This is a genomic window from Methylobacterium crusticola (assembly GCF_003574465.1).
Taxonomy (GTDB): Bacteria; Pseudomonadota; Alphaproteobacteria; order Rhizobiales; family Beijerinckiaceae; genus Methylobacterium; species Methylobacterium crusticola.
The window spans coordinates 1-16551 of record NZ_KZ984638.1; the positions used below are offsets into that span (position 1 = coordinate 1).

Below are 16551 nucleotides of genomic sequence, written 5' to 3' on the forward strand. Positions count from 1 at the left end.
CGGGGACGCGTCCCGCGGGCCGACCGTCAGGGCCGGCGCCGCCGCAGCCGCCCGACGAGGGCCCAGAGCCGCGGGTCGCGCTTGATCCGGCGCTTGAGGCGGAGCGCGCCGGCGGTCGCCCGGGCGAGGAGCGCGCCGCGCAGCGTCACCGGCACGTGGGCGTCCACGAGCCCGATGGTCTCGTCGCAGACGCTCGACTTGTAGCGGGCCTCGCCCACCCCGAGGTCGAGGGCGGACCGGCCGCGGGCCGCCTGGTCGCGCACAAGGGCCTGGAGCAGGAGGTCCCCGGGGCTGAACCGCGCGAGGCCCGGGTCGGGATCGAACGAGGTCAGCATGCCGCTGAACCGGCGCGCGTCCACGGCGCCCGCGAAGGTGGCGAGGACGCGCCCGCTTTCGAGGAGCGTCAGGGCGTGCAGCTCGAGGGCCGGGGGCGCGCCGTCGCGGCCGGGCCGGCAGGCGGCGGCCACGAAGGCGCGGGCGGCCGGATCCGCGAAGGGGTCCGGGATGCCGAGCTGCGCGAACCGGGCCGCCTTCTGGGCGAAGTAGGCCTCCAGGATGGCGGCGGTCTCGGGCGCGTCCGCGGCCACGCGGTGCGCCACCGGGCCGTGGGCCGCCGCCAGCCACTTCTCCTTCTGGCGCAGCTTGCGGCGCGCATCCCCGCTCAGAACGCGCCTGAGCACCGCCTCGGGGTCGGGCCCGAGGGCGAGGCCGTAGGCGTCGCTGGGCGAGGCGCTCCCCAGGGCGGCGAGCGGGTTCGGCGCGCCGTCCCAGCGGCGGGGCTGGTGGACGAGGAGGAAGAGGTCGATGCCGGCGCTGCGGCCGAGGCGCGCGAGGGCGCGCCGGAGCGTCTCGGCCGGCAGCGCGGCCGCCTCGGGGCCGGCGAAGACCGGCATGTGGTAGTTGGCGTGCCGGCCGCCGACCACCCGGGCGACGCGGATGCCCGCCTCGCGCCGCACCACCAGGGGAAGGAGCACGCGCGGGCGCCCGGCGTCGTCGCGCAGGAGCGCGAGGCAGAGCCGGCCGCCCTCGAGCCCCACGGTCGCCGCGTAGGCCGCCACCCAGTCGAAGCGCTGGTAGGGCGTCATCAGGACGCCGGGCCCGCGCTCCAGCTCGCGCCAGGGCGCCTCGGCCGCCGCGAGCGTCGCGAAGACCTCGGGCACGAGCGCGGCTGCCGCGGCCGCGACACCCGAGCCGCTCTCCCGGACATGCACCGCCAGTTGCATCGTGCCGTCCATCCTCTCGACCACCCGGCCCGCCCCCAAGTCGCGCCGGGCCGGGCGTCGTCCCGCCGCGCCGGATACTCTCGCGTCCGTCATACGCGGTCTCTGCGCCGGAAAGGTGGACAATCCGGAAACATGGTAACGAAGCTTTCGGGGACCGGGCGATAGTCTGACGCATGATCTCCGCGACCGTGCGCCACCGCCTGTTCCACGCCGGCTTCACCGCCATCGCCGCCTCCCGGGCCGACCGCTGGCTCGCCCCGGCGGCCCGCGGCTGCGGCGTGATCCTGACCTTCCACCACGTCCGGCCGGACGAGGACCCGCCGGGCGCCTTCGCGCCGAACCGGCTGCTCGCGATCACGCCGGACTTCCTCGACCGCACCCTGGCGGCCCTGCGGGCGGGCGGCTTCGCGATCGTCGGCCTCTCCGAGGTGCCGGGGCGCCTCGCGGCGGGCGGCGGGGCCGGCCCCTTCGCGGTCCTGACCTTCGACGACGGCTACCGCGACAACCTGGAGCACGCCCGGCCGGTGCTGCGGCGCCACGGGGCGCCCTGGACCCTGTTCGTCACCCACGATTTCGCGGAGGGCAGCGGCCGGCTGTGGTGGATCGAGCTCGAGCGGGCGATCCGCCGCCTCGACCGGGTGCGGCTGCCGGAGGTCGGGCTCGACCTCCCGGCGACGGACGCGGCCGGGAAGAGCGCCGCCTTCGCGGCCGCCTACGCCGCCCTGCGGGCCGGCCCCGAGGCGACCCTGCGGGCCGCGACCCTGCGGCTCGCCGGGGAGGCCGGCATCGACGCCGGCGCCATCGCGCGCGAGCTGTGCCTGCCCTTCGACGACCTGCGGGCCCTCGCCCGCGACGAAGCCGTGACGCTCGCCGCCCACACCCTGTCGCACCCGATGCTGGCCAAGCACGACGACGCCGCGGCCCGGCGCGAGGTCGTCGAGGGCCGGGCGCTCCTGGCGGCGCGCCTCGGCCGGTCGCCGGAGCACTTCTCCTACCCGGTGGGCGATCCCGGCTCCGCCGGCCCGCGGGATTTCGCGCTCGCCCGCGAGGCCGGCTACCGCACCGCCGTCACGACGCGGCCCGGCCACCTGTTCCCGCAGCATGCCGGGCACCTGCACGCCCTGCCGCGGGTCTCGGTCAACGGCTGCTTCCAGACCGATGCCGCCCTGCGGGCGCTGCTCTCGGGCGTGCCGTTCCTGGCCTGGAACCGGGGCCGCCGGGTCAACGTGGGCTGACGGCGCCGCGCCCCCTTAAGCGGCGCCTTGCTGCCTCTCAGCGACGGCGCCGGCGATGGTAGCGGGAGCCGCTGCCGCTGATGACCGCGAAGGTGGCGCTCTGGCGTCCGCGCCGCAGGCGCCGGCCGTAGGAGCGCCGGCCCCGGTAGCGCGGCGCCGGCTCGGCCTCCTGGCTCGCCACGGGCTCGGGCAGGCGGACCGGCGTGCTGAGGGCGGGGGCGGCGCCGGCCTTGGTGGGCGCCGCGGGACCAAACAGCGACAGGCACTGATTGTAGGCGAGGTCGCCCTTGATGCGCTCGCAATCGCCGACCGAGCGGGGTGCGCTCTGCGCGAGGGCGGCCCCGGCGAACGGAGCCATCAGGAGAAGCAGCGCGAACGCGTGGCGCATGGCCTTGGGTTGCCTTGCCGGGAGAAGCGGGCGGGAGCGGGAGGGGTGCGCCCGGACGGGCCACGGCCAGGGTGTGCCACGGCTTTTAGGCGAAAAACCGACCGCGCGTCACGCGGCCGGATCGGGGTCCGGGCGCTCCATCCAGCGGATCAGCGGCATCAGCGGGACGATCCAGGCGATGCCCAGCAGGGCGTAGAGCACCGACTGCACGACCGGCGGCGTCTCGGCGATGCGGCTGTCGGCGAGCGCCATCGCGAGGGGGGCGTAGATCATCACGAAGGCGATCATCACGATCGCCCCGACGAGGGAGCGGGTGCGGCGGCGCATGGGACGCGTCCTGATGCGGGTGTTCCCGGGCGAGCGGGTTCGAACGGTTGCCGACCGCCTACGCGACGCGCCGCGCCGCCGCAATCCGGGCGGGGGGCCGGCGGGGATGCGGTACGGGCGCACAGGGCCGGGGCGCCCCGGCGCCGGCGGGCGCTCCGGCGGGCGGCGGGGGAGCGGGACCGGCGCCTGGGTGGTGCGGCACCGCAGGGCGTTGCGCGGGGGGTGGGCGGCCCGTAAGCGGGCGCCATGAGCAGCATCGCCCTCTCCAGCGCGCCGGCCGCCGGGCGCGCCGAGCCCGCCGCCCGCGCCCGCACGGCCGTGCGGACGTGGCTCTTCGTCATGGCCGCCCTGGTGGTGGCGATGGTGGCGGTCGGCGGCGCCACCCGGCTCACCGGCTCGGGCCTGTCGATCACCGAGTGGAAGCCCGTGACGGGGGCGCTGCCGCCGCTCTCCGCCGACGCCTGGGCGCAGGAATTCGCCAAGTACCGGGCGACCCCGCAGTACCGGCTGCTCAACCAGGGCATGAGCCTGCCGGACTTCCAGTTCATCTATGCCTGGGAGTGGGGCCACCGGCTGCTCGGCCGCCTGATCGGCCTGGTGTTCTTCCTGCCGCTGGTCTGGTTCTGGTGGCGGGGCCGCCTCGACCGGCACCTCGCCGCCGGCCTCCTCGGCCTCGGCGCGCTCGGCGGCCTCCAGGGCGCGGTAGGCTGGATCATGGTGGCCTCCGGCCTCCAGCCCGGCATGGTCGCGGTCGCGCCCGTCAAGCTCGCCCTGCACCTGACCCTCGCGAGCGGCATCTTCGCCGGGCTGGTCTGGCTCGCGGCGGGGCTCGGCCGCCCGGGGGACGGGACGGGGCCGCGCCGGCTCGCCGCCGCGGCCCGCGGCCTGATGGCCCTGGTCCTGGTGCAGATCGCGCTCGGCGGCCTCGTCGCCGGCGCCCGGGCGGGCCTGACCTACAATACCTGGCCGCTGATGGACGGCGCGCTCGTGCCCCCGGGCCTCCTGTCGGGCACGCCCTGGTTCGAGAACTTCGTCGACAACCTCGCGCTCGTGCAGTTCAACCACCGGCTGGCCGCCTACGCGCTGCTCCTCGTCGCGGGCCTGCACTGCCTCGACGCCCGCCGCTCCGCGCCGGGGACCGGGGCGGCGCGCCGCGCGACCGCCCTCCTCGGCCTCGTGGCGGCGCAGGCGGCGCTCGGCGTCACCACGCTCCTCCTGGTGGTGCCGCTCTGGGCCGGCCTCGCCCACCAGGTCACCGCGATGCTGGTCCTCGGCATGGCGGCCGCCCACGCCCGCCTGTGCGCGGGGCCCGCCGTCCACAGCCGGGCGGCGGCCTGATTCCTGCAGCGGCGCCTCCGTTCGTACCATGTTCATCCACGCCCCGTAGCCTCGGGGACCGAGAGGGTGCCGGGCCTCCCGAGGCCCGGCCCGCGAGCGGAAGGTGACCGCCCATGCGCGCCGAGGATCGACTCGCCGACAGCGGACTCGCGCCGGACGAGTGCCCCGCGCGCGACGCGCGGAGGCCGTCACGGACGAAGGCCGCGCGTTTCGCGCCGGACGCGCGCTTCGCGCCGGACACGCGCTTCGCGCCGGACGGGCGGCCCCTCAGCCTCGCCTGGACCTACACGCCCCGGGAGCTGCGGGCCGACGGGGTGGTGCACGTCGTCGGGGTCTCGCTCGGCCTCGTCGGCGCGCTGGTGCTGATGGTGAGCGCCGCGCTCGCCGGCCTCGCCCCCGCCGCGCAGGCGGCGGTGGGCGTGTACGCGGCCGGCCTCGTCGGCATGCTGGGCGTCTCGGCGGCCTACAACATGTGGCCCGTGGGGCGGTTCAAGTGGCGCCTGCGCCGGGCCGACCACGCCACCATCTTCCTGATGATCGCCGGCACCTACACGCCGCTCGTGACCCTCGTGGGCACCGACGGCTTCGCGTTCGCGCTGCTCGCCGGCATCTGGCTCGTCGCGGTGGCGGGCGCGGCGATCAAGCTGACCCTGCCGGGACGCTTCGACCGCCTGGCGATCGGCCTCTACCTCGCGCTGGGCTGGAGCGGGCTGATGGCCTACGAATCGGTCATCGCGGCCCTGTCGCCGGCGGCCCTCGGACTCCTCGCGGCCGGCGGCGTGCTCTACTCCCTCGGGGTGGTCTTCCACGTCTGGCGGCGGCTGCCGTTCCAGAACGCGATCTGGCACGGCTTCGTGCTCACGGCCGCCTCCTGCCACTACGGCGCGATCCTGTGGAGCGTGATGGCGGCCGGTGCCTGACCCGGGCGGCCCGGGCCGCGGCGCTCAGAACGGCGTGTAGTCGCCGCCGTCCGTGATCGTGTCGAGGGCGCGCTCGATCGCCGTCACGGCGTCCAGCACCATCTGCACCGTGCGCTCGGCCTCGGGCCGGGGCCGGCCGAGGCCCGCCGCCCGGGCGCCGATGTCGTGCAGCTGCTCGGCGATCCCGACGAGGTCGGACACCACCGCCGCGGTGGCGCGGGCGGCGGTCTCGGGGGCGGCGCGGGCGCGCAGGGGAACGACGTTGCTCATCGGGGCGGACTGTCGCGCAAAGCCCGGGACTCCGCCAGACCGAGAATCGCGGCGCTCCACACATTCCGGCGGCCGCGGCGCCCCGGGCACAGCGGCCGCGTTCCGCCGCCGAGATGGCGGAAAAGCGCCGCAAATCCTTGATTCATCCCTGCTTTCTGCGGCCGGCGGCACACACCGGAGCGGGAAAGGGCGCCCTCCGGAGCCGGAGCGCGGCCGGAACCTTGACGGCAGCGCCGCCCGCCGCGATGCACAGCGCCCGAACCGACGTCAGGACCAGAGACCCATGCGCCTCCTCCCGCTCGCCACGGCCGCCGCCCTCGCGGGCCTCGCCGCCGCCTGCACCAGCACCGACCCGCGCGGCAGCGGCCTCGGCGAGAGCTTCGACACGAGCAACTACGTGCGCTCGAACGACACCAACGGCACCCAGCGCCGCCCGGACGTGAACCGCGCCTTCACCCAGCCCTCGATGCCGAGCATCGTGAACCGGGGCAATTGAGGACGGCGCGGCGCCGCCCGGGGCTCGGGGGCGCGTCCGCCCGGGGCCCGGGCGCCGCGCCGGCTCACTCCTTGGCCAGGGCGTCCGCGAAGGCGGCGATGCGGTTGCGGGCGTAGGTCGGCAGCCCGGCGCTGATCGAGGTGCCGGTGTTGAACGAGGAATTGCCCATCAGCACCTGCGCCGGCAGGAGGTTGCGCAGCACCGGCACGCGCTCGTACTCCTTCTTGCGGTCGAGCACGTCGGCCTTGATGCCGAGCGCCATGTAGGCGGTGACGGCCGTCTTGCCGGGATCGTTCGCCACCGGCTGGAGCACCGCCAGGAACTTGCCGAAGCGCAGGATCTGGTTGACCCAGAAGATGGACTGCTCCATCGCGCCGGCCACCGGCGCCTCGATCCGCGTCAGGGCGGTGAGCCGGGCCGCCTCCTCGGGCGGCAGCACGCGCAATTCGCTCTGGAACGACACGAACTCGGCGATCTTCTTGGGGCCGTCCTCGAGCTTGTTGGCGAGGCGCACGCCGAGCGGCAGCTTGCCCTCGAGGTCGTAGCGCGACTCGATGCAGACCGCGTCGGGCGCCGCGCACCAGGGCCGGTCGGGACGGCGCGCGAACGCGGCCGCCGGGTCCTTCGTGGGCGTCGCGTCGGCGGGGGCGAGGGCCTTGTGCCGGATCGCCGGGTCCATGCGGGCCAGGAAGGGGATCGTCGAGAAGCGCTTCAGGTCGATGCGGTCTGGCGCCCGCGGCACCACGAAGCGGGCCTCCGCGACGTAGACCCGCAGCGCCTCGTGGCGGGCCCGGGCGACCCCGTTCACGGTGGCCGTGTACTCGGGCTCGGCGTAGGCCGCGTGGGGGGCGAGCAGCGCCTTCTGGCTCGGGCTGCGCCGGCCCCACTCGCCGAAGGGCACGAGGCCGCTCTCGGGGCTCGCCGGGTCGTCGCGGTGGTCGGTGAACGCGATGGTGCCGGGCGCGAGGCCGGCCGGGTCGAGCCCGGCCACCGCCGGCACGTCCCGGGTACGGAACTGGGCGAGCGCCGGCGAGGCCGCCAGGGCGGCGAGCAGGGGCGGGGCGAGGCGCAGGAGCGCCCTCAGGCTGTCGCGCACGGGTAAGCGGTCCTCACGGTCGGGCGGGATGGCGGGCCAGGGCGCCCTCAGTAGGTCGGGTCGCGGCCGAAGGGGTAGTCCGGGTCGCGGCGGCGCGGCCGGCGGTCGAAGTCGTCGTCGCCGAAGGGGGAGCGGGCGCGGGGACCGGGCCAGATCGGCTCGGGCGCCGGCACCGGCTGGGCCCGGCGGGCGTAGGGCGCGCGCTCCGGGGCGGGCTGGCCGAAGAGGCTGCCGAACGGATCGTAGCGCTCGGCATCCGGGGCGGCGTCCGGCTCGGGCGCGCCCTCCGGGGCGTCGCCGTCGGGCTCGGCGTCGGGCCGCAGGGCGTAGAGCGATTCCTGCGGCACCAGCCGGTAGCGGGTGTCGGCGAGGCGCCCGTCCACCTGGAGCCGGAAATGCTCCATGAAGCCGCCGCCGGCGACCCGGCTGCCCGAGTGCAGGTCGATGGGCGCGTCGGCGATGAGGCGCCGGGCCTCGGGGCTCGGAGGCGCCAGGGGGGATCGCGGCACGCCGTTGGCCCAGGCGGCCTGAAGCACCTGGGCGAAGACCGGCACCGCGAGGTGGCCGCCGGTCTGCCCGCGGCCGAGGGTGCGGCGCCGGCCGTCGGCGTTGTCGTAGCCGATCCAGGCCACGATGGTGATCTCGTTCGTGAAGCCCGCGAACCAGGCGTCGTTCTCGTCCTCGGAGGTGCCGGTCTTGCCCGCCACGTAGGGCGCGAAGCGGCCGAGCGCGGCGGCGGTGCCGCGCTGGGTCACGCCCTGGAGCAGGCTCTTCAGCTGGTAGAAGGCGACCCGGTCGGCCGAGCCGAGCCGCGGCATCGGCCGCTCGGCGTGCTGGTAGAGCGTCCTCGGCCCCTGCGAGACGGATTCGAGCCCGTAGGGCGAGGGCCGCTCGCCCTCGTTGGCGACGGCGGCGTAGAAGGTCGCGAGGTCGATCATCCGCACCGGCTGGGCCCCGAGCACGAACGGATAGTAGCGCTCGCACTCGGCGTAGAGCTGGGCCTCCAGCGCGATGTCGCAGATCCGCTGGAGGCTGGCCTGGGGCTTCTCGGCGATGCCGCCCTTGAGGAGCTGGGCCGTGACGAGGTTCTTCGAGTGCTCGAGGCCGCGCCGCAGGGTGGTGGGGCCCGAGCCGCCGCCCTCGTAGTTCTTTGGCGACCAGGATTCGCCGACCCCGCCGATGGGCGGCAGGGTGACGCGGGCGTCCATCACCAGGGTGTTGGGCTGGAGCCCGCTGGCGAGGGCCGCCAGGTAGGTGAGGGGCTTGAGGGTCGAGCCGGGCTGGCGCACGGCCTGGGTCACCCGGTTGAGCTGGCTCAGCGGGTAGGAGAAGCCCCCGGCCAGCGCCAGGATGCGCCCGGTCCGGTTCTCCATGACGAGGACCGCGCCCTGCACCTGGGGCCGCACCCGCAGGTCGGCCCGGGGCTGGGCCGCCCGGGGGTCGCGCAGGGAGACCCGCACCACGTCGTAGGGCGCGAGCCGGCCACGGGCCGCGCCGGCGTTGAGGCTCGCCACCCGCCCGTCGGCGAGGCCGACGCGCGCGCCGGTGCGGCCGCCCGTGTCGAGCACCACCGCGAGGGGCCAGTGGACGTCGTAGAGGGGCGGGCGGGCCGTCTCGAGGGCGCGCCGCCAGGCGGGCTTGGGGCCGGGGGCCGTCGGACCGGGGGACTTGAGGCCCGCCGGCTTGAGGCCCGCCGGCTTGGCGCCGGCGGATCCGGCGCCGGCCGACCTGGGGCTGGGGGCCTTGGCATCGGCCGGGGCGGGCGGCTCGGGCGCGCCGGGGGTCGGCGCCTCCGGGCCCGCGGCCTCGATCCGCCGCACGGCGTCGGCGAGGTTCATCTCCGGGCTCTCGAAGCGGGCGCGCCCGGTCGCGGCCTCGTAGCGGGCGAGGCTCTCCTGGAGGATCGACTCGGTCGCGGTCTGGAGGCCGGCATTCAGGGTCGAGCGCACCGTGTAGGTGCCGGCGGTGAGCGAATCGAGGCCCGCGAGGGTGCGGGCCTCGCGGGCGAGGTGGTCGACGAAGTGGAAGCCCGCCTCCTGGCGCGTGCGCTCGAGGGGCGCGAGGCTCAGCGCGGCCGCCATGGCGGCGTTCATCTCGCCCTCCGTGATCGCGCCCTCCTCCTTCATGCGGGAGAGCACGTAGGCCCGCCGCTCCCGGGCCCGCTCCGGGTAGCGGTCGGGGCTGTAGTAGTTCGGGCCCTTCGGCATGCCGGCGAGGAGCGCCGCCTCCGCGACGCCGAGGTCCCTCACGGACTTCCCGAAGTAGCTCCGGGCCGCCATCTCGACCCCGTAGGCGCCCCGGCCGAGATAGATGCCGTTGAGGTAGAGGCCGAGGATCTCTGGCTTCGTCATCATCCGCTCGGCGCGGGCGGCCACGATCATCTCGCGGATCTTGCGCTCGTAGGTCACGTCGTCGCCGACCGACAGGTTCTTGACCACCTGCTGGGTGATGGTCGAGCCGCCCTGCGGCCGGCCCGGCGAGGCGAGGTTGCCGATGAAGGCCCGGATCACCCCGCGCTCGTCGATGCCGCGGTGGCTCTCGAAGCGCTTGTCCTCGGCGGCGATGAAGGCCTTCTGCACCAGCGGCGGGATCTCGCCGACGGGCACCGCGATGCGCCGGCCGTTCGGCTCGAAGGTCTCCGAGAAGCGGTTGCCGCGCCCGTCGAGGATCGTGGTGGCGCCCGGCAGCCGCAGGGTCTTGAGGGCGGCGGCGTCGGGCAGGTCGGCGACGGCCTTGTTGAAGAACTCGATCACGGCCCGCGCCTCGAAGGGCGAGCCCGCCGGGTTCTCGCCCTTGCAGAACTGCTTGTAGCTCGTGTTCAGCTCGGCGATGTCGAGGCCGTGCAGGAGCTTCGACTCGCCGGCGACGGCCTTGGGGTCCTCCATGGCGGTGGAGATCAGGTCGTCGAGGTTGATGTCCTCGATGTCGAAGGCCTTGCGCATGTGGGCGCAGCCGTCGCGCAGGATGCGCACCACCTCCGGCCCGTCCGTCGCCGGGTCGAACTGCGTCCGGATGGCCTCGGGCCGGGTCGTGACTTGACTGAGCGTCAGCGCGGTGGCGAACAGCTTGATGAGGATCGGGTTCATCGGTGACCAGGGCCCGGCCGGAAGGGGCGGTCGGCAGGAAGCGCCCGGCGGGCTGAACGGGACATGGACAACGCGGCTGTTTTATGGAGGCGGAGGGCGCGGGGGGCGCCCCCCGCGCCCCCGTCCCCTCACACGCCGCTCGCCGGCCGTCGCAGCTCCACCACCCGCAGGTTGTTGGTGGTGCCGGGCGTGCCGAACGGGATCCCGGCCACCACCACGACGAGGTCGGGCGCCTGCGCGAAGCCCTCGGTCGCGGCAGTGTCGGCGGCCTTGGCGACCATCGCCTCGTACGAGTCGATCTCCTCGCCGAGGACGCTGTGGGCGCCCCAGTACAGGCTCAGCCGGCGCGACACCGCCGCCTCCGGGGTGACCGCCAGGATCGGCACGTTCGGGCGCTTGCGGGCGATGCGGGCCGCCGTGGTGCCGCTCGACGTGAAGGCGACGATAGCCGCGGCCCCGATGGCGTCGGCGAGGCCGGCGGCGGCGGCCGCCACCGCGTGGGGCGGGCTGTCCTCGACCTCCGGCTCGCTCGCCGCCACGAGCGAGCGGTAGAGCCGGTGCTGCTCGGTGCGGCGGATGATGCGGTCCATCATGGCGACCGCCTCCACGGGGTAGCGCCCCGCCGCCGATTCGGCGGACAGCATCACGGCGTCGGCGCCGTCGTAGACCGCCGTCGCGACGTCGGAGGCCTCCGCCCGGGTCGGGCTCGGGGCCGAGACCATCGAGTCGAGCATCTGGGTCGCCACGATCACGGGCTTGACCGCGTGCCGGCAGGCCCGGACCAGCTCCTTCTGGCGCCCGGGCACGTCCTCGGGCGGCAGCTCGACGCCGAGGTCGCCGCGGGCCACCATCACCCCGTCGGAGATCCGGATGATGTCCTCGATGTGCTCGAGGGCCGAGGGCTTCTCGATCTTGGCGATCAGGCCGGCCCGGCCCGCGATCAGGCCGCGGGCCTCCATGACGTCGGAGGGCGTCTGCACGAAGGAGAGCGCCACCCAGTCGACCCCGAGGTCGAGCCCGAAGGCGAGGTCGCGGCGGTCCTTCTCGGTCAGCGGCGAGAGGGCGAGCACCGTCCCGGGCAGGTTGACGCCCTTGCGGTCCGAGATCGGCCCCCCGACCACCACCTCGGCGTCGATGGCGGCCTCCTCGATGCCGATGACCCGCACGCGCACGCGGCCGTCGTCGATCAGGAGCTCCTGCCCGGGCGCCACCGCGGCGAAGATCTCGGGATGCGGCAGCGGGATGCCGTCGGCGCGGCCCTCCCGGCCGTCGCGCACGAAGCGCACGCGCTCGCCCGTCGCGAGGTCGAGCTTGCCCCCCGCGATGGTGCCGATGCGGATCTTCGGCCCCTGGAGGTCCTGGAGGATGCCGATCGGCCGGCCGGTCTCCCGCTCGAGCGCCCGGATCGCCGCGTGGACCCTGGCGTGGTCGTCGTGGGTGCCGTGGGAGAAGTTGAGCCGGAACGTGTCGACCCCGGCGAGGAACAGCGCCTTCAGGCGCTCGGGGGCGCTGCTGGCCGGGCCGACGGTGGCGACGATCTTGGCGTGGCGGTGGCGGCGCATGATGGGACGCTCCTTCGTCTCGGGGGTGGGGTCGGGGACCGCGTCAGCGCCCGGCCCTGCGGTAGACGCCCGTGAAGCTGACGTTCATGCCGCCGCAGTTCCGGTTGTCCTCGGCGAGCAGGAACGGCGGGACGAGGCGCAGCCGCACCCGGCACGCCTCCGGGTCGCCCTCGCCGTACGGAAGGGTCGCGCCGCTCCCCATCGTGAAGGCGAGGGTCGGGCCGGCGGGCTTCGCGCGGCCATCGAGGGACCCGAGATTGACGGCGCCGCGCTTCACCCGCGCCGGGTCGAGGGCGCCGAACGTCGCCTCGCCGCTGACCGCGAGGGCGCCGGAGGCGTCCGCCCGGATGGCGATGCGCTGCTCGGGCGCCGTCCAGGTCCCGGCCCAGTCCCGGGGGGCGGGCGCCGGCGCGGCGGGCGCGCGGGCGAGCGTGGCCTCCGGCAGCCAGCCCGACCGCACGAGGCCCTTCGCGCCCACGTAGGTGGCGCAGGCGTAGCCGCCCCGGGCCGACCCCAGCAGCACGGCGTTGCCCGGCACCAGGAAGGCCTTGTCGCGGCAGGCCGGGTCGGCGCCCGGGCAGCCCGCCCGCTCGCCCGGGTTGCGCTGGAAATAGGTGCGGGGCGCCGCCGCCGAGACCGTGGCGAGCGACGGGCCGGTCGCCGCGAGGCTCCCGTAATCGCGGCAGTCGCCCTCGTCGGCGGCGGCGCGGGATCCCGCCGCGGCGAGGAGGACGAGGGCGAGGCCCCGGCGGCGCGGCATCGATGCTCCTGTCGAGATTCGCGGTGCCGGCGGCATCCCGCGCCGGCCGCGCCGAACCTAGGGCATCTTGGACCAAAGGGGCACCCGCTTTGCAGGATTTCGTGCGGGCTGACGCAGGGGCGCGGGCTTGACGACCGTTCTGGTGCGCCGCACCATTCCCACCCTGGAGGCGTTCCGAGGAGGAGGGTCAGGCCACCATGTTGTTCGAGCCCCCGGTCTTCGAGACGATCTTCCGCATCCCGGTCGAGCACAGGCTGGTGATCCGGGGCTCGCGCAGCCGCGGCGCGCCGCTCGACAGGGTGTGCTGGTTCCACGACGAGCACGACCCCGCGGGCGCCCTGGTCGCGCGCTACGAGACCTACGACGAGATCGACGAGACCGGCCGCACCCGCTGCGGCTGGCGGCGCTACGACGCCCTCGGCCGGCTCGTCGCCCGCCACGANGTCGCCATGCGCTGGTCGGCCCTGGTGGCCCTCAAGACCTCCCGCCGCGGGGCCGAGGCCGCGCTGCAGCGGCCGGGCCCGGCGCCGGGCCCGCGCGCCGGGCGGCGGGAGCTCGCCGCCTGACGGCCGTGACCCGGCCCGGACGCCGCGCGCCCCCGGCCAGCGCTTTTCCCCTCGCGAGCATCGCTCCGTCGCGTTGATCGCGCGGGATCGCCCGGCCTCGTCGTCGGGACCCGGGCGACCTCGCGGAGGGCGTCCTGGCTCCGGACGACCCGCGGGGCGCTGGACCCTGGCACTCGCGGGGGCCTCCCGCTCGTCCTGGCGCGCGAGGCCCCGGGCCGGCGGCTCGCCCGCGTCGCCCGAGGAGTCGGGGCCGCGCCGCGGGGGGAGGCCGACCCCGCGGGGTTGGGCCGGGGGCGGGTCGCCCCCGGCCCTCTCGCCGTCCTGATTGGGGGTCGATCAGAACGTCGAGAACCGGTAGTTCAGGCCGGCCCGCACCACGCCGAAATCGGTCCGGCTCCTGCCGAGGCCGTAATAGGCCGCCGTGGCGGTGTCGTAGACGAGGCCGGTCGTGCCGCCGCTCCGGTCGAGGTTGACGTAGAGGGCCTCGACCCGCGCGCTGAGGCTGTCGGTGATGGCGTACTCGACGCCGCCGCCGGCGGTCCAGCCGGTGCGGAATGTGTCCGGCAGGGTGCCGGTGAAGGACGCGGCGTAGGGCGGGCGGCTGCCGCCCCCGTACGCGAAGCCGCCGGTGCCGTAGACGAGGAACCGGTCGAAGGCGTAGCCGAGCCGGCCCCGCACGGTGCCGAACCAGTCGAGGCTCGGGCCGACGTCGTAGAACGCGGTGGTGCCGACGAGGCCGCCGCGGCCGCGCCCGAAGGTGGTGCCCTGGATGTCGGCCTCGACGCCGACGACGAGGCCCGAGCCCGGCGTGAGCTGGTAATTGTAGCCGACCTGGCCGCCGCCCACGAAGGCGCCGTCGCGCCCGCCCGTCGTCACGGTGCCGTAGGTCGCGTCCGTGAACCGGCCCGCCCCGCCCCCGAAGCCGTAGCCGGCGTTGAGGCCGGCGTAGAAGCCCGTCCAGGTGAAGACCGGAACCGGCGTGAAGGCCGGGGGCGCGGCGCGGCGCGGCAGGTCGGCGGCGCGCGCCGGGCCCGCGAGGCCGGCGCAGAGCAGGGCCGCGCCGCCGAGGGTGCCGCGGTGGGCGAGGGTCGATCTGATCATGAGTCGATGCCGTGTGGTTGCGGGGGAGGGGCCCGGGCCTCGTCGCCCGGGCCGTCGCCGGTCCGGACGTCAGAGGGTCTGGACGATGACCAGGGCCTGGAGGGCGACGAGCACGATGGCGCCCCCGATGAGCAGGCAGAGCGCGGCGAGGACGACGGCGTCGCCGCCGTCCAGGGGGGCCGGCCGGTCGCGGGGCGACAGGGTGGCGGGCCGGAACGCGCCGAGGTCGGGTGGCGGGAAGGCCGCCGTCGGGCCGCGGGGCGCGGCGCTGCGCAGGGCTTCGAGCATGGGGGCGGATCGTCTCCGTGGGGCTTTCGGGTGGGCGGGACGGCGCGCCGTCGCCTCAGCGCGCGGTGAGGAGGGGGGCGGGCCGGGCGAGGTCCGCGACCCGGGCCGCCGCCACCGGCGTCGCCAGGGCGAGCGCCACGGCGACCCCGCGGCCGAGCATCGCCAGCGTCGAGCGGCGCAGGCGGCGGACGGGCGGCCTCCCGAGGGGCTCCAGCGCCGCGGCGCGGCACGTCAGGGGACGGACTTGGGTCATCGGCTCAACCTGTCGTGGGAAATTTGACCACGACCAGGTTCTATGTGGGTAAAATTCCCACGTCAATCGAAAAACGCCGGGCGGCCCGCTTTCGTGGGATTGTGTCCCACGCCGCCTGGGCTACAAACGCTGCGATGTCCGAGACCGTCCCGTCCCCGCCGCCCGACGCGGCCCGGCTGCAGGCGCCCGTCGCCCGCCTACTGCGACCGCTGGTGCGCCTGTTCGTGCGCAGCGGGATCACGTTCCCGGCCCTCGCGGACCTCCTGCGCGAGCTCTACGTGAACGTCGCCGAGTACGACTTCGCGCTCCCGGGCAAGGAGCAGACGGACAGCCGGGTCAGCCTGCTGACGGGCATCCACCGCAAGGAGGTCCGGCGCCTGCGCGGGGCCGGGGCGCCGGTGAGCGCGGTGCCGGCCGCGGTCTCGCGCACGAGCCGCATCATCGCCCGCTGGCTCGCCGCGCCCGAGTTCACGCAGGCCGACGGCCGGCCCAGGGCCCTGCCGCGGGCGGGCGAGGCCGAGCCGTCCTTCGAGGGCCTCGTCGCCTCGGTGACCCGCGACCTGCGGCCCCGCGCGGTCCTGGACGAGTGGCTCGACCGCGGCCTCGTCACGGTGGACGCGCAGGAGCGCATCGTCCTGGCCGAGGCCGCCTTCGTGCCGAAGGGCGGCGGCACGCAGCAGCTCTACTATTTCGGCCGCAACCTGCACGACCACATCGCCGCCTCGGTGGCGAACATCTTGGAGGAGAAGCCGCGCTTCCTCGAGCGCGCGGTGCACTACGACGGCCTGTCGCCCGACCTCGCGCGCCGGCTGGAGGCGCGGGCGCGGGAGATCGCCATGGCGGCGCTGCAGCAGGCCAACCGCGAGGCCCACGCCGCCTGCGAGACCGACCCGGGCGGCGAGGCGCGCTGGAACTTCGGCATCTACGTCTACGCCGAGGACGCGCCCCGCCCCGAGCCGACCGCCTGAGGACCCTTCCGTTGCGAAGCGACCGCTCCCTCAGCCGCCGCGGGCTCCTTGGCCTGCTCACCTCGGCGAGCCTGCTCGCCGCCACGCGCGCCGGCGCGGCCGGCGACAAGGTCCTCGACCAGGGCATCGGCGGCACCGGCCTGCGTCCCGGCCCGGACGAGGAGGGGGACCGCGGCATCGGCGGCACCGGCGTCGTCGGGACCATCCGGGGCTTCGGCAGCATCGTGGTCAACGACCTGCGCATCGCCTACCCGCCGGACGTGCCGGTGACGGTCGACGGGGCGCCCGCCGCGGCCGCCGACCTCCGGCTCGGGCAGGTGGTCCGGACCGTGGCGGCCGCCCAGGACGGCACGCTCGCCACCCGCGCCATCGCGGTCGTGCACGAGGTGGTGGGCCCCGTCGAGCGGGCCGGGCGCGGGCGCCTGACGGTGCTCGGCCAGGCGGTGGCGACGGGGGGGCTGCCGGCGGACGCGGCCCGCTTGCGCGTCGGCGAGCGCGTCGCGGTGAGCGGCCTGCGCCGCCCGGACGGGACGATCGTGGCGAGCCGGATCGACCCCGCCGGCGACGGGCCCGACCGCGTCGTCGGCCCGGTGCGGCGGGGCCCCGGCGGCATCCCGCGGATCGGCGGCCTCGGCCTCCCGGGCCTCGACCCGGCCCTCGTCGGCCAGCGGGCC

At 75.9% G+C, this 16551-nt stretch carries 17 protein-coding genes; 6 read left to right on the plus strand and 11 right to left on the minus strand.

Going from position 1 to position 16551, the window contains the following annotated elements; genetic code table 11:
- Positions 1-26: 26 nt before the first annotated feature.
- Positions 27-1235 (minus strand): GNAT family N-acetyltransferase, encoded by a 1209-nt coding sequence (locus tag DT057_RS04255; RefSeq protein ID WP_244937335.1) that lies wholly within the window; start codon positions 1233-1235, stop codon positions 27-29.
- A 161-nt stretch (positions 1236-1396) separates the two neighbouring features.
- On the opposite strand from DT057_RS04255, the gene DT057_RS04260 reads away from it, so the two are divergent.
- A complete protein-coding gene (locus DT057_RS04260) occupies positions 1397-2458 on the plus strand; it encodes a polysaccharide deacetylase family protein (RefSeq protein WP_128560878.1) in 1062 nt (353 codons plus the stop codon).
- A gap of 37 nt (positions 2459-2495) precedes the next feature.
- Here the strand turns inward: DT057_RS04260 and DT057_RS04265 are convergent, their stop codons facing one another.
- Complete coding sequence (locus tag DT057_RS04265) at positions 2496-2846, minus strand: hypothetical protein (protein WP_128560879.1); 351 nt, start codon at positions 2844-2846, stop codon at positions 2496-2498.
- A 108-nt stretch (positions 2847-2954) separates the two neighbouring features.
- Positions 2955-3173 (minus strand): DUF2842 domain-containing protein, encoded by a 219-nt coding sequence (locus DT057_RS04270; protein WP_128560880.1) that lies wholly within the window; start codon positions 3171-3173, stop codon positions 2955-2957.
- A 246-nt stretch (positions 3174-3419) separates the two neighbouring features.
- Here DT057_RS04270 and DT057_RS04275 point away from each other — a divergent pair, with 246 nt between their 5' ends.
- Positions 3420-4511 (plus strand): COX15/CtaA family protein, encoded by a 1092-nt coding sequence (locus DT057_RS04275; protein WP_128560881.1) that lies wholly within the window; start codon positions 3420-3422, stop codon positions 4509-4511.
- 113 nt (positions 4512-4624) lie between these two features.
- Entirely contained in the window at positions 4625-5431 is an 807-nt protein-coding gene (gene trhA / locus DT057_RS04280; RefSeq protein WP_128560882.1) for a PAQR family membrane homeostasis protein TrhA, read from the plus strand.
- Positions 5432-5455: 24 nt separating this feature from the next.
- Here the strand turns inward: trhA and DT057_RS04285 are convergent, their stop codons facing one another.
- On the minus strand, positions 5456-5701 hold the full coding sequence (locus DT057_RS04285; RefSeq protein WP_128560883.1) for a hypothetical protein: 246 nt from the start codon (positions 5699-5701) through the stop codon (positions 5456-5458).
- 283 nt (positions 5702-5984) lie between these two features.
- Between DT057_RS04285 and DT057_RS04290 the strand changes: the two genes are divergently transcribed.
- Complete coding sequence (locus DT057_RS04290; RefSeq protein ID WP_128560884.1) at positions 5985-6197, plus strand: hypothetical protein; 213 nt, start codon at positions 5985-5987, stop codon at positions 6195-6197.
- Positions 6198-6261: 64 nt separating this feature from the next.
- Here the strand turns inward: DT057_RS04290 and DT057_RS04295 are convergent, their stop codons facing one another.
- The 7 genes from DT057_RS04295 to DT057_RS04330 all read right to left on the minus strand — a co-directional run bounded on the left by DT057_RS04295 (position 6262) and on the right by DT057_RS04330 (position 14909).
- Entirely contained in the window at positions 6262-7293 is a 1032-nt protein-coding gene (locus DT057_RS04295) for a hypothetical protein (RefSeq protein ID WP_128560885.1), read from the minus strand.
- Between the two features lie 47 nt (positions 7294-7340).
- The gene (locus tag DT057_RS04300; RefSeq protein WP_128560886.1) at positions 7341-10379 is read right to left on the minus strand and encodes a penicillin-binding protein 1A; all 3039 of its coding nucleotides are present in this window, start codon (positions 10377-10379) and stop codon (positions 7341-7343) included.
- Between the two features lie 128 nt (positions 10380-10507).
- A complete protein-coding gene (pyk, locus tag DT057_RS04305) occupies positions 10508-11941 on the minus strand; it encodes a pyruvate kinase (RefSeq protein WP_128560887.1) in 1434 nt (477 codons plus the stop codon).
- A 43-nt stretch (positions 11942-11984) separates the two neighbouring features.
- Positions 11985-12701, minus strand: a complete 717-nt coding sequence (locus tag DT057_RS04310; RefSeq protein WP_203236180.1) for a hypothetical protein — start codon at positions 12699-12701, stop codon at positions 11985-11987.
- 902 nt (positions 12702-13603) lie between these two features.
- Entirely contained in the window at positions 13604-14368 is a 765-nt protein-coding gene (locus DT057_RS04320) for an outer membrane protein (protein ID WP_128560889.1), read from the minus strand.
- Between the two features lie 69 nt (positions 14369-14437).
- Positions 14438-14656, minus strand: coding sequence for a hypothetical protein (locus DT057_RS04325; RefSeq protein ID WP_128560890.1), 219 nt, complete (start codon positions 14654-14656; stop codon positions 14438-14440).
- Positions 14657-14711: 55 nt separating this feature from the next.
- Positions 14712-14909, minus strand: a complete 198-nt coding sequence (locus DT057_RS04330; protein WP_128560891.1) for a hypothetical protein — start codon at positions 14907-14909, stop codon at positions 14712-14714.
- A 134-nt stretch (positions 14910-15043) separates the two neighbouring features.
- Between DT057_RS04330 and DT057_RS04335 the strand changes: the two genes are divergently transcribed.
- Entirely contained in the window at positions 15044-15877 is an 834-nt protein-coding gene (locus DT057_RS04335) for a DUF6502 family protein (protein WP_128560892.1), read from the plus strand.
- A gap of 11 nt (positions 15878-15888) precedes the next feature.
- The coding region (locus DT057_RS04340) for a DUF5666 domain-containing protein (RefSeq protein WP_244937336.1) at positions 15889-16551 on the plus strand (663 nt) is incomplete at its 3' end.

Bases quoted from the DNA above. Each gene is read 5' to 3' on its own strand.
- DT057_RS04255 (WP_244937335.1), bottom strand. From the start codon at position 1,235: ATGGACGGCACGATGCAACTGGCGGTGCATGTCCGGGAGAGCGGCTCG.
- DT057_RS04330 (WP_128560891.1), bottom strand. From the start codon at position 14,909: ATGACCCAAGTCCGTCCCCTGACGTGCCGCGCCGCGGCGCTGGAGCCC.
- DT057_RS04285 (WP_128560883.1), bottom strand. From the start codon at position 5,701: ATGAGCAACGTCGTTCCCCTGCGCGCCCGCGCCGCCCCCGAGACCGCC.
- trhA (WP_128560882.1), top strand. From the start codon at position 4,625: ATGCGCGCCGAGGATCGACTCGCCGACAGCGGACTCGCGCCGGACGAG.
- DT057_RS04270 (WP_128560880.1), bottom strand. From the start codon at position 3,173: ATGCGCCGCCGCACCCGCTCCCTCGTCGGGGCGATCGTGATGATCGCC.
- DT057_RS04265 (WP_128560879.1), bottom strand. From the start codon at position 2,846: ATGCGCCACGCGTTCGCGCTGCTTCTCCTGATGGCTCCGTTCGCCGGG.
- DT057_RS04260 (WP_128560878.1), top strand. From the start codon at position 1,397: ATGATCTCCGCGACCGTGCGCCACCGCCTGTTCCACGCCGGCTTCACC.
- DT057_RS04320 (WP_128560889.1), bottom strand. From the start codon at position 14,368: ATGATCAGATCGACCCTCGCCCACCGCGGCACCCTCGGCGGCGCGGCC.
- DT057_RS04310 (WP_203236180.1), bottom strand. From the start codon at position 12,701: ATGCCGCGCCGCCGGGGCCTCGCCCTCGTCCTCCTCGCCGCGGCGGGA.
- DT057_RS04290 (WP_128560884.1), top strand. From the start codon at position 5,985: ATGCGCCTCCTCCCGCTCGCCACGGCCGCCGCCCTCGCGGGCCTCGCC.
- DT057_RS04335 (WP_128560892.1), top strand. From the start codon at position 15,044: ATGTCCGAGACCGTCCCGTCCCCGCCGCCCGACGCGGCCCGGCTGCAG.
- DT057_RS04275 (WP_128560881.1), top strand. From the start codon at position 3,420: ATGAGCAGCATCGCCCTCTCCAGCGCGCCGGCCGCCGGGCGCGCCGAG.
- DT057_RS04325 (WP_128560890.1), bottom strand. From the start codon at position 14,656: ATGCTCGAAGCCCTGCGCAGCGCCGCGCCCCGCGGCCCGACGGCGGCC.
- DT057_RS04300 (WP_128560886.1), bottom strand. From the start codon at position 10,379: ATGAACCCGATCCTCATCAAGCTGTTCGCCACCGCGCTGACGCTCAGT.
- pyk (WP_128560887.1), bottom strand. From the start codon at position 11,941: ATGCGCCGCCACCGCCACGCCAAGATCGTCGCCACCGTCGGCCCGGCC.